The 12,622-nt window shown below is 49.4% G+C and carries 17 protein-coding genes; 10 read left to right on the forward strand and 7 right to left on the reverse strand.

The features are described 5' to 3' along the window. The first annotated feature begins 109 nt into the window (after positions 1–109). The 10 genes from HWQ67_RS05470 to HWQ67_RS05515 all read left to right on the forward strand — a co-directional run bounded on the left by HWQ67_RS05470 (position 110) and on the right by HWQ67_RS05515 (position 9,192). A complete protein-coding gene (locus HWQ67_RS05470) occupies positions 110–3,871 on the forward strand; it encodes a hypothetical protein (protein WP_218251643.1) in 3,762 nt (1,253 codons plus the stop codon). Between the two features lie 45 nt (positions 3,872–3,916). After that, a complete protein-coding gene (locus HWQ67_RS05475) occupies positions 3,917–4,402 on the forward strand; it encodes a hypothetical protein (RefSeq protein WP_218251644.1) in 486 nt (161 codons plus the stop codon). Positions 4,403–4,414: 12 nt separating this feature from the next. Further along, complete coding sequence (locus HWQ67_RS05480) at positions 4,415–4,924, forward strand: hypothetical protein (protein WP_218251645.1); 510 nt, start codon at positions 4,415–4,417, stop codon at positions 4,922–4,924. Positions 4,925–5,049: 125 nt separating this feature from the next. After that, positions 5,050–6,870, forward strand: coding sequence for a LamG domain-containing protein (locus HWQ67_RS05485; RefSeq protein WP_218251646.1), 1,821 nt, complete (start codon positions 5,050–5,052; stop codon positions 6,868–6,870). After that, entirely contained in the window at positions 6,867–7,115 is a 249-nt protein-coding gene (locus tag HWQ67_RS05490) for a hypothetical protein (RefSeq protein WP_218251647.1), read from the forward strand. The genes HWQ67_RS05485 and HWQ67_RS05490 overlap by 4 nt, the downstream gene beginning before the upstream one ends. Continuing rightward, entirely contained in the window at positions 7,112–7,447 is a 336-nt protein-coding gene (locus HWQ67_RS05495) for a hypothetical protein (protein ID WP_218251648.1), read from the forward strand. The genes HWQ67_RS05490 and HWQ67_RS05495 overlap by 4 nt, the downstream gene beginning before the upstream one ends. Beyond that, on the forward strand, positions 7,447–7,698 hold the full coding sequence (locus HWQ67_RS05500; RefSeq protein WP_218251649.1) for a hypothetical protein: 252 nt from the start codon (positions 7,447–7,449) through the stop codon (positions 7,696–7,698). Before HWQ67_RS05495 ends, HWQ67_RS05500 begins: the two co-directional genes overlap by 1 nt. Positions 7,699–7,700: 2 nt before the next feature. Further along, a complete protein-coding gene (locus tag HWQ67_RS05505) occupies positions 7,701–7,862 on the forward strand; it encodes a hypothetical protein (RefSeq protein WP_218251650.1) in 162 nt (53 codons plus the stop codon). After that, entirely contained in the window at positions 7,859–8,680 is an 822-nt protein-coding gene (locus HWQ67_RS05510) for a C1 family peptidase (RefSeq protein WP_218251651.1), read from the forward strand. Before HWQ67_RS05505 ends, HWQ67_RS05510 begins: the two co-directional genes overlap by 4 nt. Further along, positions 8,668–9,192 (forward strand): hypothetical protein, encoded by a 525-nt coding sequence (locus HWQ67_RS05515; protein WP_218251652.1) that lies wholly within the window; start codon positions 8,668–8,670, stop codon positions 9,190–9,192. The genes HWQ67_RS05510 and HWQ67_RS05515 overlap by 13 nt, the downstream gene beginning before the upstream one ends. Positions 9,193–9,194: 2 nt before the next feature. On the opposite strand, the gene HWQ67_RS05520 is transcribed toward HWQ67_RS05515, so the two are convergent. The 7 genes from HWQ67_RS05520 to HWQ67_RS05545 all read right to left on the reverse strand — a co-directional run. Then, a complete protein-coding gene (locus HWQ67_RS05520) occupies positions 9,195–9,398 on the reverse strand; it encodes a hypothetical protein (RefSeq protein WP_218251653.1) in 204 nt (67 codons plus the stop codon). A 3-nt stretch (positions 9,399–9,401) separates the two neighbouring features. Continuing rightward, complete coding sequence (locus HWQ67_RS05525; RefSeq protein ID WP_218251654.1) at positions 9,402–9,830, reverse strand: hypothetical protein; 429 nt, start codon at positions 9,828–9,830, stop codon at positions 9,402–9,404. Continuing rightward, a complete protein-coding gene (locus HWQ67_RS05530) occupies positions 9,827–9,985 on the reverse strand; it encodes a hypothetical protein (RefSeq protein ID WP_218251655.1) in 159 nt (52 codons plus the stop codon). The genes HWQ67_RS05525 and HWQ67_RS05530 overlap by 4 nt, the downstream gene beginning before the upstream one ends. A 329-nt stretch (positions 9,986–10,314) precedes the next feature. Beyond that, complete coding sequence (locus HWQ67_RS05535) at positions 10,315–10,677, reverse strand: hypothetical protein (RefSeq protein WP_218251656.1); 363 nt, start codon at positions 10,675–10,677, stop codon at positions 10,315–10,317. 71 nt (positions 10,678–10,748) lie between these two features. Next, positions 10,749–11,387 carry a class I SAM-dependent methyltransferase gene (locus HWQ67_RS05540; protein ID WP_218251657.1) on the reverse strand — a complete coding sequence of 213 codons (639 nt, stop codon included), beginning with the start codon at positions 11,385–11,387 and terminating at the stop codon, positions 10,749–10,751. Next, positions 11,387–11,512, reverse strand: a complete 126-nt coding sequence (locus tag HWQ67_RS19845) for a hypothetical protein (protein WP_255317133.1) — start codon at positions 11,510–11,512, stop codon at positions 11,387–11,389. The genes HWQ67_RS05540 and HWQ67_RS19845 overlap by 1 nt, the downstream gene beginning before the upstream one ends. A gap of 14 nt (positions 11,513–11,526) precedes the next feature. Then, positions 11,527–12,622: DNA polymerase (locus tag HWQ67_RS05545; protein ID WP_255317134.1), on the reverse strand; the 1,096-nt coding region annotated here is incomplete at its 5' end.

Raw genomic sequence — 12,622 nt, forward strand, 5'->3', positions numbered from 1 at the left:
GGAAACAGCGCAGGAGTTTGGTGGCGAGACGATAGCTAAAATCAACGGAATATCCGAAGCGTCTTGGCTGGACATAACCAAACAGGCGCTTTACGCCGGCGCTATAGGTATGATAACTGGCGGTGTGGGCGGTGCGGTACAGGTAATGCACGAGAATAAAGGGCTTGTTGGCGACTTGCGTAGAGAGGGTCTTAATGATAACGAGATACAGCAGGTCTTCGAGAAGTATGCAAAGAATACAGAAGTTCTTGAATTTCTCAACGCGAGTTTAGCCGAAGAGATGGCGAATCTCGAGAACAAGGACTACACGCGAGATAAGATAGATCTCGCGGAAGAAGAGCGTAGCGGGCGCATAGACCCTTCTGTTCGTAGAGCACTTGCGGCTGAACGTATGACAAAGGCCGAGTTTAAGCCTACTGACGTTATCGCCCAGACCGACTTAACCCCTGAACAGACCAAAATACTTGAAGGGCGACTTGCCCAAATAGACGAAGAGGTACGCCAACTCTCGAATCAGAAAGCCAATATCACGGTACAGATGAACATGGCGGTAGACGAAGAATCGAGACGGTTATTGGAAGGACAGCTCGACCGTGTGGACAACCAGATATTCGAGAAAGATGTTGAACGTTTAGCGCTGCTGATCGGCCCGCAGTTCTCGACGGAAGAGGCGACTATGGGCGAAGGGGGCGGGGTAGTATATAGAGCAAGTAAAACTAAATTTGACTCAAGCAAAATATCTGGTGAAACATTTGTAACACCAGACAAAGCCAAGGCAGAACAATGGAAAAAATCCCAAGGGTATAGCCACTTAGAAGAATTGCAAATAAGTCCTACTGCTAATATACTGAAACGCCAAGATATTCCTAAAAAGTTTGTTCGTATTGAGGATGGTTATAATTTTACGTCATTAGACGACCAAGCCGAACTCATTAAGTATGCTAAAGAAAAAGGCTATGATGGGATAGAGGACTACTCAACTCTCCCAGATGGATCGACCATAGACAGAGAGATTATAATAATAAACCCAAAAATCCTCACCGACAAAATATCGAAGACGGGCGAAGGCAAAACCCCCAAACAAATAGGCGCAGTTTCCCCCAACGCCAAGGTGTCGCTTAAAGCAGGGGCGCTTGAACACGCAAAGAACGTGAGTATGCGACGCCAGCTCGAACAGTTTAAAGAGGGTGTGCGCGCGGGAAAGAAGGTGGCCCAAGCAGAGATAAAGACCTATCAGCGGTACTTGATGAACGCCGTAGCATCGTCAAAAGTCCTTACTCCGCAGCAGCAGAAGAGGCTTCTTAATTCCTTGCCGTCAATAAACAGCGAGAAGTCTTTTGCTAAGAAAGTGGCCAAACTCGAAACGGCTATGGCGGCGTTAGAGACAGCTAACCTGACCCGTATATTCCGTGACGCGTCGTATAAAGTTTTAAAGCAGGCGTCGGAAAGTAAACGGCTTGACGCTAACACCAAAGCTCTTTTCGATAAACTTATAGCGCTGTCGAACGAACAGGGTGTTGACCCGGATTCGTTCCAGGAAGAGTACACCGCAGGGGATATAGAAGCTGTTCTTAAATACGACGTGGCTTCGCTGTCCCAGCCGTTTACCCCGCTCCCGTCGCTTGAACAGACGTACTTCGATCTGCAGGGGCTTTTTAATAAGGGTATAGATAACCTCAAAGCAGAACGCGCGGCAATAAAACTCGAACGCGAAACCAAACAGGCGGCTATAATAGCCGACCTCGCGGGCAAGCGAAAGAAAGAGAAGTTCGACGTCAACGCCCCGAGTAAGCAGTTCAAGAAGGGCGAGAAGACTTGGCATACTTGGGACACCGGCGGCTTGACACTATACACCCGCATGAAACTGCTTGCCCGTAACAGCAGCGCCCCTCTGGGCCAGAGCACTATAGTTAAGACTTTTAACACGTATAAGGCGAGTAGGACGTTCGAGAACGTAGGCTATTACTTTGAACAGAAGTTTAAGATGGCCATGCAGAAAGTGTACGGGCTTAATACCGCAGGCGAACTATTCGAGAAATGCGCTTCTGATACTACTGAGCCTATAGATATTTCTTTCGAAAAAGAGATACCGGGTACGGGAGAGATAGACGAAGAGGGCAACCGTGTACCGGGTACGGAAGAAACAGAACGTGTAGTATTGACCTTAAGCCGTGGACAGCTTAGGAAGAAGTGGATGGAGTGGCAGCGGCCAGCCGGTAGACGTACTCTTATCAACAAGCATGGGTACACCGAAGATACGATAGCCGAGTTCGAGAAGGTTATGACCGCCCAGGATTTTGAGTTCGTAAAAGAGCAGTTCAAACTCTACGACGAGGCGTATAACCTCATGGCCCCTCTATACAAGAAACTTACGGGGAAGAATCTCCCGTACGAAGAGTTCTACTCTCACCTTTTCACGTTCTCTAATCAGGACGCAGGGACTTCTATCGTAGATGTAATGGCAAAACAAGGTGGGCAAGCGGCGTTTTTTGATCCTAAACTTACGGACGATACTATATTCAAGACGGCTACCGGAGCGTCTTCGGGACTACGTAACGTGTCGGATATAGACGCTATGTCGAAATACCTTCGTGACGCCGCGTATTTTATGGGGTACGCTGAACTGACGAACGACCTCAACTACTATTTTGGCAAGACAAACCACGATGTGCGGGCTAACGTGGAGAAGTATTTTGGCAAGAGTATGCTTAAAGGACTTGACTACGAAATACAAAGATTACTCGCCGGCGGGGTGGTACGTGAGACTAATCCCTCTTTCGAGTGGGTGGACAATTTCGCTAATCCGGTAGTACGCGCCTGGTTATCGAGCCCGGTACAGATGCCAAAACAGTTGATAAATATGTTCGCTTATGCCGCAAAAATGCCGCCTAAAAACTTCGTCGAAGGGTTAGGCGACCTGCCTCGGGCCATAGCGTCGGGGGATATTAACAGGATCCTTGGTACGGCGTTTATGCAGAGGAGGATGGAAGCTGGTTTTGAGTACGAAATAGCACGTATCAGGCGTATGGCGGAAGAGGCGGGCAAGATACTCGGACTGGATAGCGGTAAAGCTAACTTCTCAAACGTAACTTTATATCTTATGAAATTGGGTGATAGAGGATCTATCGCCGCCGGCGGGTGGGCGCTATATAAGTACAACACCGAAGTCTTAAAGATGGACGAGAAGGCGGCGCTTGACGATGTTATAGAGTTCTCTACGTCCACCATGCAGTCGCTCGACCTTGACCAACTCCCTCCGGCGCTTGTTTCGGACAACGCTTTAGTGCGCCTATATACGCGGTTCAAGCAGGCTAACTACCAATACATGAATTTGGAACGCGAGACTATAGCGAACTGGGCGAAGACGGGTCCGCTAAAAGCGGCAAAACAACTTTTTATTATACACTCTTTGCTCCCTATGCTCTTTCAATTCATAGCAAGCGGATTCAAATTCCACGCCCCGGAAATGGCCCGGGCGGCTGTTCTCGGCCACTGGAACGAATTTGTGGTTATTGATACTTGGATAGCCAATACCGCCGGGTGGATATGGGGTACGTTCATGGACGCGGAATATCCTGGGTGGACGGGCGATACTAACCTCGTCAACTGGGTGGGCAAGCAGGTACAGAAGACTCTTGAAAATGTGAAGGAGATAATGGATTCGGGTGGGCTGGACTATGAAGACACGGTTAAGGCCATAAAAGAACTTGCGGGAGCCTCAGCCCCTATCGGGGGCGCGGTATCGGGTGCGGTAAGATACGCCGCTACCGTTGCAGGTGGTGTGGGCAGAGCGCTTGATGGGGAGTACGTAGACACCATGCGTAACTTCATAGGGTTCTCGGACTATATAGTGGAAAAAGAAGAAGAATAGCATTTTTGCTTTTTATAAGGTATATTTACCTACGGAGGTACACGTATGTCAATAACAGAGATAGCGCTTAAGGTAAGAGAGACTGGGGACGACAGCGAAGTAGATTTTGATTTTGGGTTCCAGATATACGATGACGGGGATATAGTGGTCTACAAGATCACTACTGCCACTGGAGAAAAAACCCTTCAAGTCCTCGGCGTGGATTATACGGTTGCCATAGATACTGACAGCCCGGGAGGGACAGTTACATATACTACAGCTCCGGCGTCAACCGAAGAATCATATATCATCTGCGCCATACAGCCGGTACAGGCGACTACCTTCCTTACGAACGGGAAGTTCACCGACGAGCAGGTGGAGAACGCTCTCGATAGGCTCACCATGCTTGTACAGCAGCTCGAGGAGATGGTGGGCAGGTGCCTTAAAGTGGACTACGAGTTCGATAATCCCGAACTTTTGCCGGAGTTCAGTACGACGGCGGGGTATTTATATTGGAACGGAACAAGTTTTGAACTATCAACGCCATCATAACGGAGGTTAAACATGAAGAAAGTATTTGCGGTATTTGTGGCTTTTGTCTTTATCGCGTCGTTAGCATATGCTACTGCTACGCAGGAAACTCTGGACGCCCGCGCCGTACCAGTGTCAATGTATGGCAAGACTGCCGGGGGTACGGTTACGGGTCTTGTGGTGTCCGCAAGCGGTGGTCTTACGCCGGCCCCTGCGGGTACGGTGGTGAGCGAGTACACTACCGTCGCTTTGACGGCGGCGGCTGCTGATTACACTACTTCCGTTTCCGACGACTGGAAGATGGAGTGGGTAACGGTCAAGGCGAGCGAGGCGATCACCGAGACAGTAACGATCAAGATAGTCTCTGATTACTCTACCACGCATAACACTACGATCGCTAGTCAGGCGCTTGTGGCTGAAACGGACTTCTACTACCACCCGGATGGTGGGCTTGTCCTGCAAGACGGGGACGAGATAGAAGTGACAGTCACGAATAACAATACGACGGGTTCGGTTTACGTGGCTATCCAGGGCCAGGAATAACTTAAAAATAAACAGGAGGAAGCAAGATGAAAAGATATTTTAAGAGGATAGGGGCGGGAGTTCTTTGCGGCCTCCTGCTTACTTCACAGATAGCTTTTGGGGAGACAAGAGTTGACGGCGGGCTTGTGGAAACCTTCCGCACGATATATGTCAAGGTCAACCAGACCTTGAGTTCCGCCGCGTGGATCGGACTAGGCGCGGCAAAAGCTCGGATAGTCTTTACCGATGCTGCGATAGATATAGCCGAGTTTACGGGTGGTGTGTTCAAAGTTGGAATAAGCCACTACATAGGCGATTCTACGCTTGACCTCGACGCGTATATAGCTTCGGCGCAGTTTACTGCAGGCGATAATTTGGTGCTTTGCTATTCCGCCAAGACCATAACCGATGATATTGATATTAGCAAGGCAGGAAGTATAGTTGGCCAAGGTATTGGTCAGACCACCATAACCTGCGCAACGGCGAGTAAGAACGTGTTTGATATGAGTACGAGCAGCATCCGCATAGCCAATATGTCAATAGTGAATAGTGGTGGTACTGGATTTGGTATAAGTTCCACTACCAACAACCTTACAGGTCTCGTCTTCGAGAATCTCGATATTACTGTAAGCGGTGCGGGTGCAAATAACTGCATACGAATACTAGGTTCAAATGCCACGTTCAGGAACGTTGTGGCTAACGGTACGTCAAGTGATAGCAACGGCACAGGAGCACTTTTTTATAACAATAGTTCTACTACACAGAACTGCACAATAAACGTTTACGACTCGTATTTTAATGGCGATGGTACGAGTGCAAATAGCTCTGGGTTCGATGTATATAATAACAACGATGCCAATACTATTACGGCATACCTGTATGGTTCTACCATTATAGCAGGTGCTGGGAGTACAACGGATGTAGCTATTACCTGTCGTTCAACAACCACCAACAACGCTGCCATATACGCCTATAACTGCGTGATAAACGGTAACGACTACGACGTGTATGAATCTGGCGGTACAGGCGATAACGTATTGTCCTTGACGAATTGTACGCTCGTCAACAACACGACCTCTGGCACGATAACGTATGGGGGAACGGTGGTGACAGGCGATGCGTACATTGACGATGACTTGAGGATTAACGGCGACCTCAATGGCATAGTGCAATCCACCAAGGCACAGCACGATGAAATCGGCATACTCCTTGACAACCTTACTGCCCCGAAAGCGATAGTCGGGTTCACAGGGACGGGTGCGACTACGACTACCGAATCGGGTTATGAGAGCGGAGCGGGTAGGGTATGGACGTATTCGGGTGGACTTGCGGCAGACAAGATATTTCAAGGTTCAACGTATGTGTACTCGTTTGACGGCACGGATTCGTACCTCTCTACGCCCGATACGGCGGATATGAGTTTCAACGATGCGGCGGGTGAGCCTTTCAGCGTAGGAGGTTGGGTGCAGGTTGTAGCGGGAAGTACCTCCCAAACCATAATAGCAAAATATGATGTTATTGCCGCAGCCAATAAAAAAGAATGGCGTTTAAATATAGATGCTACTGAAGTGGCGGCTTTTGAAGTATATGACCAAAGTGAAACTAAACTGTGTTCAAGAGCTATAAATACTGCTCTCACTACAGGGACTTGGTACTTCTTGGTTGTTACATATGATGGAACAGGTGGTGGGACAGCTTTAGCAGACCCGAATTGTTGTATGTACTTAAATGGAGTTAAAGTTCCAGATGGTGCGGGAGCGGGACAGAGTGCCGCTACGAATGATGCAGGTTATGTTGCGATGGAAAACCAAACAGGACTTCCCACCATAGGTTGTGTTGTTCCTTCTACCACACCTACGCAGTTCTGGACTGGCGATATGGGTCGTCTATTCGTAACTGGCGAGGAACTTTCTGCGGCTACAATATGGAAGATTTACGAGAGGACGAGAGGCGAGTATAACAAATGAACGACCGTGTATACCACGAAATAAACGTACGGATGGCGGGGAAGATATGGCACTTCCGCGAGCTATTCGATATAGAGGGGTCGGAGGACACCGATAGATCCATAGCCTCCGACCTCTTCTATCGCGGTATACGCACAACGCACCGCATATACCGTGAGCTTAAGAAGATATTCCACGACGAGCTTCAAGACAAGACGCTCTCCGAGGAAGCTGAAATAATCGCTAACGAACAGGAGGCTGTATGAAAGTCAAACACGCTATCGCCACGTCCGTTTTGCTCATACTCGCCCTGGTGTTTATCCTTATGGGCCTCACGGGTTGCGCTTTCAACAAGATCGCCGCTGTCCGCGTATGCGCTGATAAGGCGGATGTGTCTATAGAAGGCACACCCATCGTCATATCGGGTGAAGGCGTCAACGCTATCGTGGTATACAACTCGTTCTGGACGCTCGAGAAGGGCAGGCAAGTACCGCCCCTTTGCGACATATACTCGTCGGAAAAAGGTTCCGGCGATACCAAAGACAATACGGTGAGCATAACGAATCCTGACGTAGTTACTCGAAAGGCGGGGATGTGATGGATATAAGCGCATTGGCACAAGCATTAAAAGAACTTGGGATAACGGTGGTAACGGTAGCGTTCCTTATCTGGCTTGTGGTCTATCTCATAAAGCATACGCTCGGGAAAGTCACAGGATCGCTTGACGCTCTTATAGACAGTTTAAAAAAGCACGAGGAAAAAGCCGACGAACGGGGGCGGTACGTCAGGGAAGAACACCGCCAGATGATAGACACGCTCGGCAGGATAAACGGATTTAAGCATGACTGACTATGGGTATATTCCGTTTCATAGTAAATAAACATAAGGTCGTCGGGGCGCTCCTCGATGACATTTTCTTTTCAGTAAAGGACTTCGGCAGGAACACACGGCTCTATCAGGAGTACAAGTCGTTCCGCAAACGGCGGCACATAAAGGAAAAGAGGAAACCATGATAACTAAAAATATGCTCGGGTTACACAAGTCACCGCATGACGAACGTGATATTCTCGTTGAATCTTTCCTCAAAGACGAATCCCTGCCTGCCGCGATCGACCGCACAGCGGAGATGTCGCCGGTCCGCAACCAGGGTAATGAGGGTGCTTGTGCCGGGTTCGCCTCGGTAGTCGGGGTAAAAGAGTGGCAGGAGAAGAGGGACTGTAAGAAGTTCGTCGGCCTTGCGCCTCGCTACGTCTACGAACTCGCCAAGAAAGTTTCGGGGCATACCGAAGGCACGACGCTATCGGCGTGTATGCACGTCCTTCTTAACAGCGGCGTATGCGAAGAGAAGTATTGGGAGTACATCCCGAACAATATACCCGCCCCAAAAGAAGGATACGAGAAGAACGCGGAGAAGTACAAGACAAATACTTACGCCAGGGTGAGGAACATCGACGAGATCAAGGCGTGTATTGCCGATGAGAATATAGGCGTGGTCCTTATAGGTGTGCTTGTTTATAAGGGTATGATGTCAGATTCGTGCCGTAAGACCGGGGTAGTGCCAAACCCCTCATGCTTTGAGTACGGGCAGTATCTCGGAGGTCACGCTCTTTGCGTAGTCGGGTACAACGACAAGAGCCCTTACTTCAAGGGGGATGGGCACGTCAAGGTCAAGAACTCGTGGAGCGACGCTTACGGAGACGGGGGGTATCTCTACCTCTCGTACAAGAACATCAAGTCGAATATGATGGACGCCATGTCATGCGTTGACGTAAAAGGCTCGGGCGATGTGGTAGTCGCGAGACTTGGGAGGAGGCGGTCGTGGATAGCGTAAGACTTAAAGACTGCGATATACTCTTATTCCCGGCTAAAGGATGGCCGGAAAAGCTTATAGCTTGGGGAACGGATAGCCTGTATTGCCACGTAGGAGTTATAACATCAGCCCGCCTGGGTATTATGATCGAGGCGGGGGCAGGCAGGGTACACGCTACAGCGATAACCAATTTACACCGTGACTATGACGTGTACCGCGTGAAGAGCAAATACGACTACCAAAAGGATAGCGTGATCCATTTCCTCACTCTGGCTCTTAACGCCCATTACGACTATCTGGGTGTGGCGTATCTGGGTATTCTCAAACTGCTCGGCAAGTGCGGGATAAACACGAAGGACGCGGCAAATAAATGGCAGAAGAGCAGAGACTATTTCTGCTCAGAGTTGGTACACAGGGCGTTTATAGCCGGCGGGCTTAACCTTGTTCCCGGCCTGCCCGACAGCGACGTTATCTCTCCCGCTGATATAGCGGTGAGCAAGTACGTCAAGATGGAAAAACAGCACAAAGAGTAGTATTAAAAATCCCCGTAGTCCACACCCCAAGGGGCTACTCTCTTAAACCCGTACTTGTCGTAATACCCTTTATTAAGCTTTGGCCTGTTCTGTGCGGCACACGCGCCGCAAACGGCTTTGACAAACCGCCCGCGCTTATCTCTTACGATCACCGAATTGAGTTCCCCTTCTTCGAACTTCTTTTTGCATTTAGAACAGCGGAGCATCGGCTATCTCCTCTCCATATCCGCGCCGTAAAGCGCTATGAGAAGCGCGTCAGCGGTCGCGTGGGTTATGGTTAGGCTCGGGCACAACTGTTGTGCCCGGGCTTTCGATACGTTCTTGTCCCCTTTAGTGCGGCACCGCATGTGTGTTTGCCAGGTAAGCGGTGAGACTTCTTTCAGCGGTATGTCGTGCGCCATGACCACCGCCCTCAGAAACCCGTAGATATGCCCGAACTTGAACATGCTCGCCACGCCCTGCCCGGGGGCAGAGTGTACTCGCTCGATATAGCATACGTCGGCAAACATGAGGTATTCGTTGAGCGTGTCGAGTATATCCCGTTCCGTCCTGCCGGTGAACTTCTCGGCGGCTATCCCTCCGGGGGATATAGACGCTATCCCGCCCGACCATCCGGGGTCTATTCCTATAATAGTCATCGCCAGTCCTCCCCTCTTTCTATTCGGTTATACACTTTCTGTTTAGCTTTAGCGACTTCTTCGCTTGCCATCGAAGTTAAGAGGACGAGGAAGAAAGTCACCAGGACCACGAGGAAAGTCACGATCTGAATTGTCTCAACCGTTTCTTTTTTCATTTTTCCTCCTCATTTTAAAACGGTTTCCAGTACCCGAATTGGTATATCGCAAGAGCGAACACTATGCCCAGGAAGAACGTGACGAGATATTTAATCGCGGTGATCGTGGCTCTCACTTCTTCTCCCCCACCTCCTGTTTACCGACCTTACTCACGGCTTGACCTCCTGTATGCATTTTTCGCACATACCTCGTTTCTCATCAAAACCAGTTCCTAAAAGTATTTCTGTCTCGCAATACTGACAGAATCTCCACTCTGGGGGGTCCATTCCAAATAACTCAAACACTTCTGATATGAGTTGTTTCTGTTGCTGTCGTTTATTGACCTTACTCACGGCTTCCTCCTTAAAATTTCTTCAAGTGTTCTTATGATAGAGTGAATTTCTTTTTCAAAGTCTGCCTTGCTCCAAGTTCTATCTTCAGCCATATCCGATATGGGACTTAATAGCAACTCCAAGCACTCGTGCATAGCCGTTCTTTTTATTTCATCGTATATATTCTCGTAGGGTTTCGGAAAGTCGTTACACAGGGTAATTTTAGCTACCCTACCCTCGTACTTCCATTGGCATTGACCAAAGCTATCCGAAAGAGTACTAAACTCATAGAATACCCTCCACCCCTTGAGTCCGAGAAGTTCAATATTCTTCTTGCACTCCTTCTTGAAAAACTGAAAGTGTTTGTTATTTAGTTTCATAATCGCTCTCACGGCTTCCTCCTTCGGTTGAACTATTGTTTATACTACAATCAATCTCCGAACATAGTTTTCTACTCGGCTTTTTGGCCTATGATTACCGTCATAAGCGCGAATCGCTCCGGGAAGATATGCGCCGCTACGTATTTTACCACCCACGGGAGCAGCGATAACGCCAAACACGCTAAAGATTTTCTTTTTCCATGTGAAAATATGTCGTCTATTATCGCCGCTTGGTCTATAAATGCGGGTACATAGTCCGAATATACCGTACGCATATCTGACATTAGGCGTATACAGTCTTTCGGGTACAGCCTATGCAGATGGTGTTCCCCGTCGGCTCTCATGTTCGGCTGAATAAGTATTACTTTACCGTTATCGCATAGGTGCTCATAAGCATTGGCAATAATTTTAGCCGGATTTTTTATGTGCTCGAGTAATTCCGATACGATTATAGTGTCGTACGTCCCGCCCGGGAAGCACGTATTCAGATCGCACTCGATATAGTTGAACTTATCGTTTTTGGCGGAGACAGATATATCGGCTATGTCCGCCCGCTTTACCCCAAAATACTCTAAGAGTTGGCCGTTACCACCGCCCACATCTAAGACGCGCCCGGATATATTAGCTCTGACGGCCTCTCTGATATGCCAGTACCGACGTTTATGATACGCCGACTTGTCTACGCCTATCCAGTATTTCGAGTAGTCCATCACCATTTCTCCACCGGATAGTTGTATATGTATTTCGAATCGTCTTTCTTTCTCCCTTTATGGAGTTTGAACGGATCCTTTTCTGCCTTCTTCTCTTTGCCCTGCGCTTTCTTTACGCGTTTCATTTGACCCTCCCTTTTTACTTTTTATACCTCTTCCCTCTCCACCCTTCGGCTTTTATGGGACAGCCGGCGGCCCACTTCGGAACTTTTGTTATAACCTCGTTAAACGCCTCGACACTACCAAACCCTTCGGGTACCTCAGCCACAAGTTCGTCATGTACTGACAATACGATGGGGTACCCCGCCCTCTCCGCCCGCACCATAGCCCAGGCGAGAAGGTCGCGGGCGACAGCCTGGGTAATGTTTTCTACAATACGGCCTCCGTAAGTATCGGTCTTCGTATGTGTCGCGCCTATCGTAGTCATATATGTTATGCGACTACCTTCTACTCTTGCTTTGTGGTAAGCGAGCGATCTACCGGAAGGGAGAAGGCAGTAGAGGAAGTCGCCCCTGTATTCCCACGTCACTTTGCCCGCGGCAACCGGCTGTTTGGTAAGTATCGCCGTCCTTACCGCATGCTCTTGGTCGCGCCAGAACTGCGGAACTTTGGCGAACGAGGCGCGGTACGCGTTGATAGCGCGGTCGGCCTCGGCGATAGTAACCGTAATACCCTTCGTCGCACAAGCTGACTGAAACTTGACGTGACCCATCCCGTACCCGGCCCCAAGGATCGTGGTCTTCCCCAAGTCTCTTGTCGCCCCGCCGCCTATGGCGTTCGCCATCTTGGTGTATATGTCCACCCCGTCGGCGAACATCTTGATGGCGTTATCCTGGCCGGCAAGCCACATAAGCACTCTCGCTTCGACGGCGCTGTAGTCCGACACTATGAGGTCGTGCCCGGGGGACGCTATGAACATACCCCTTATACACGACGAGAGAAGCCCTAAAATGTCCCCATACATAAGGCGGAGAGTTTCGAGATCCATCTCTTTTACCGACCCTATCGCCGTATCGGTGTCTTTTATCGTGCCTTTAGGGAGGTTCTGGAGCTGTACGAGCTGTCCGCCCCACCTCCCGGTCTGGGCGGCGTGGTAGACAAGGGTATCACGGAGGCGGGAATCCTCGCATAGAGCCTCTATAAGCGCCTCGTACTTGGCGGTAGAGGAAAGACCCGCCTGCTGCCTTATTCGTAGCACCTGGGTCAAGAGAGGCGTCAATTTGCCCTCTTTAATG

This window comes from Candidatus Magnetobacterium casense (assembly GCF_019173545.1).
Taxonomy (GTDB): Bacteria; Nitrospirota; Thermodesulfovibrionia; order Thermodesulfovibrionales; family Magnetobacteriaceae; genus Magnetobacterium; species Magnetobacterium cryptolimnobacter.

Bases quoted from the DNA above. Each gene is read 5' to 3' on its own strand.
- HWQ67_RS05470 (WP_218251643.1), top strand. From the start codon at position 110: ATGATAACTGGCGGTGTGGGCGGTGCGGTACAGGTAATGCACGAGAAT.
- HWQ67_RS05475 (WP_218251644.1), top strand. From the start codon at position 3,917: ATGTCAATAACAGAGATAGCGCTTAAGGTAAGAGAGACTGGGGACGAC.
- HWQ67_RS05480 (WP_218251645.1), top strand. From the start codon at position 4,415: ATGAAGAAAGTATTTGCGGTATTTGTGGCTTTTGTCTTTATCGCGTCG.
- HWQ67_RS05490 (WP_218251647.1), top strand. From the start codon at position 6,867: ATGAACGACCGTGTATACCACGAAATAAACGTACGGATGGCGGGGAAG.
- HWQ67_RS05495 (WP_218251648.1), top strand. From the start codon at position 7,112: ATGAAAGTCAAACACGCTATCGCCACGTCCGTTTTGCTCATACTCGCC.
- HWQ67_RS05500 (WP_218251649.1), top strand. From the start codon at position 7,447: ATGGATATAAGCGCATTGGCACAAGCATTAAAAGAACTTGGGATAACG.
- HWQ67_RS05505 (WP_218251650.1), top strand. From the start codon at position 7,701: ATGGGTATATTCCGTTTCATAGTAAATAAACATAAGGTCGTCGGGGCG.
- HWQ67_RS05510 (WP_218251651.1), top strand. From the start codon at position 7,859: ATGATAACTAAAAATATGCTCGGGTTACACAAGTCACCGCATGACGAA.
- HWQ67_RS05520 (WP_218251653.1), bottom strand. From the start codon at position 9,398: ATGCTCCGCTGTTCTAAATGCAAAAAGAAGTTCGAAGAAGGGGAACTC.
- HWQ67_RS05525 (WP_218251654.1), bottom strand. From the start codon at position 9,830: ATGACTATTATAGGAATAGACCCCGGATGGTCGGGCGGGATAGCGTCT.
- HWQ67_RS05530 (WP_218251655.1), bottom strand. From the start codon at position 9,985: ATGAAAAAAGAAACGGTTGAGACAATTCAGATCGTGACTTTCCTCGTG.
- HWQ67_RS05535 (WP_218251656.1), bottom strand. From the start codon at position 10,677: ATGAAACTAAATAACAAACACTTTCAGTTTTTCAAGAAGGAGTGCAAG.
- HWQ67_RS05540 (WP_218251657.1), bottom strand. From the start codon at position 11,387: ATGGACTACTCGAAATACTGGATAGGCGTAGACAAGTCGGCGTATCAT.
- HWQ67_RS19845 (WP_255317133.1), bottom strand. From the start codon at position 11,512: ATGAAACGCGTAAAGAAAGCGCAGGGCAAAGAGAAGAAGGCAGAAAAG.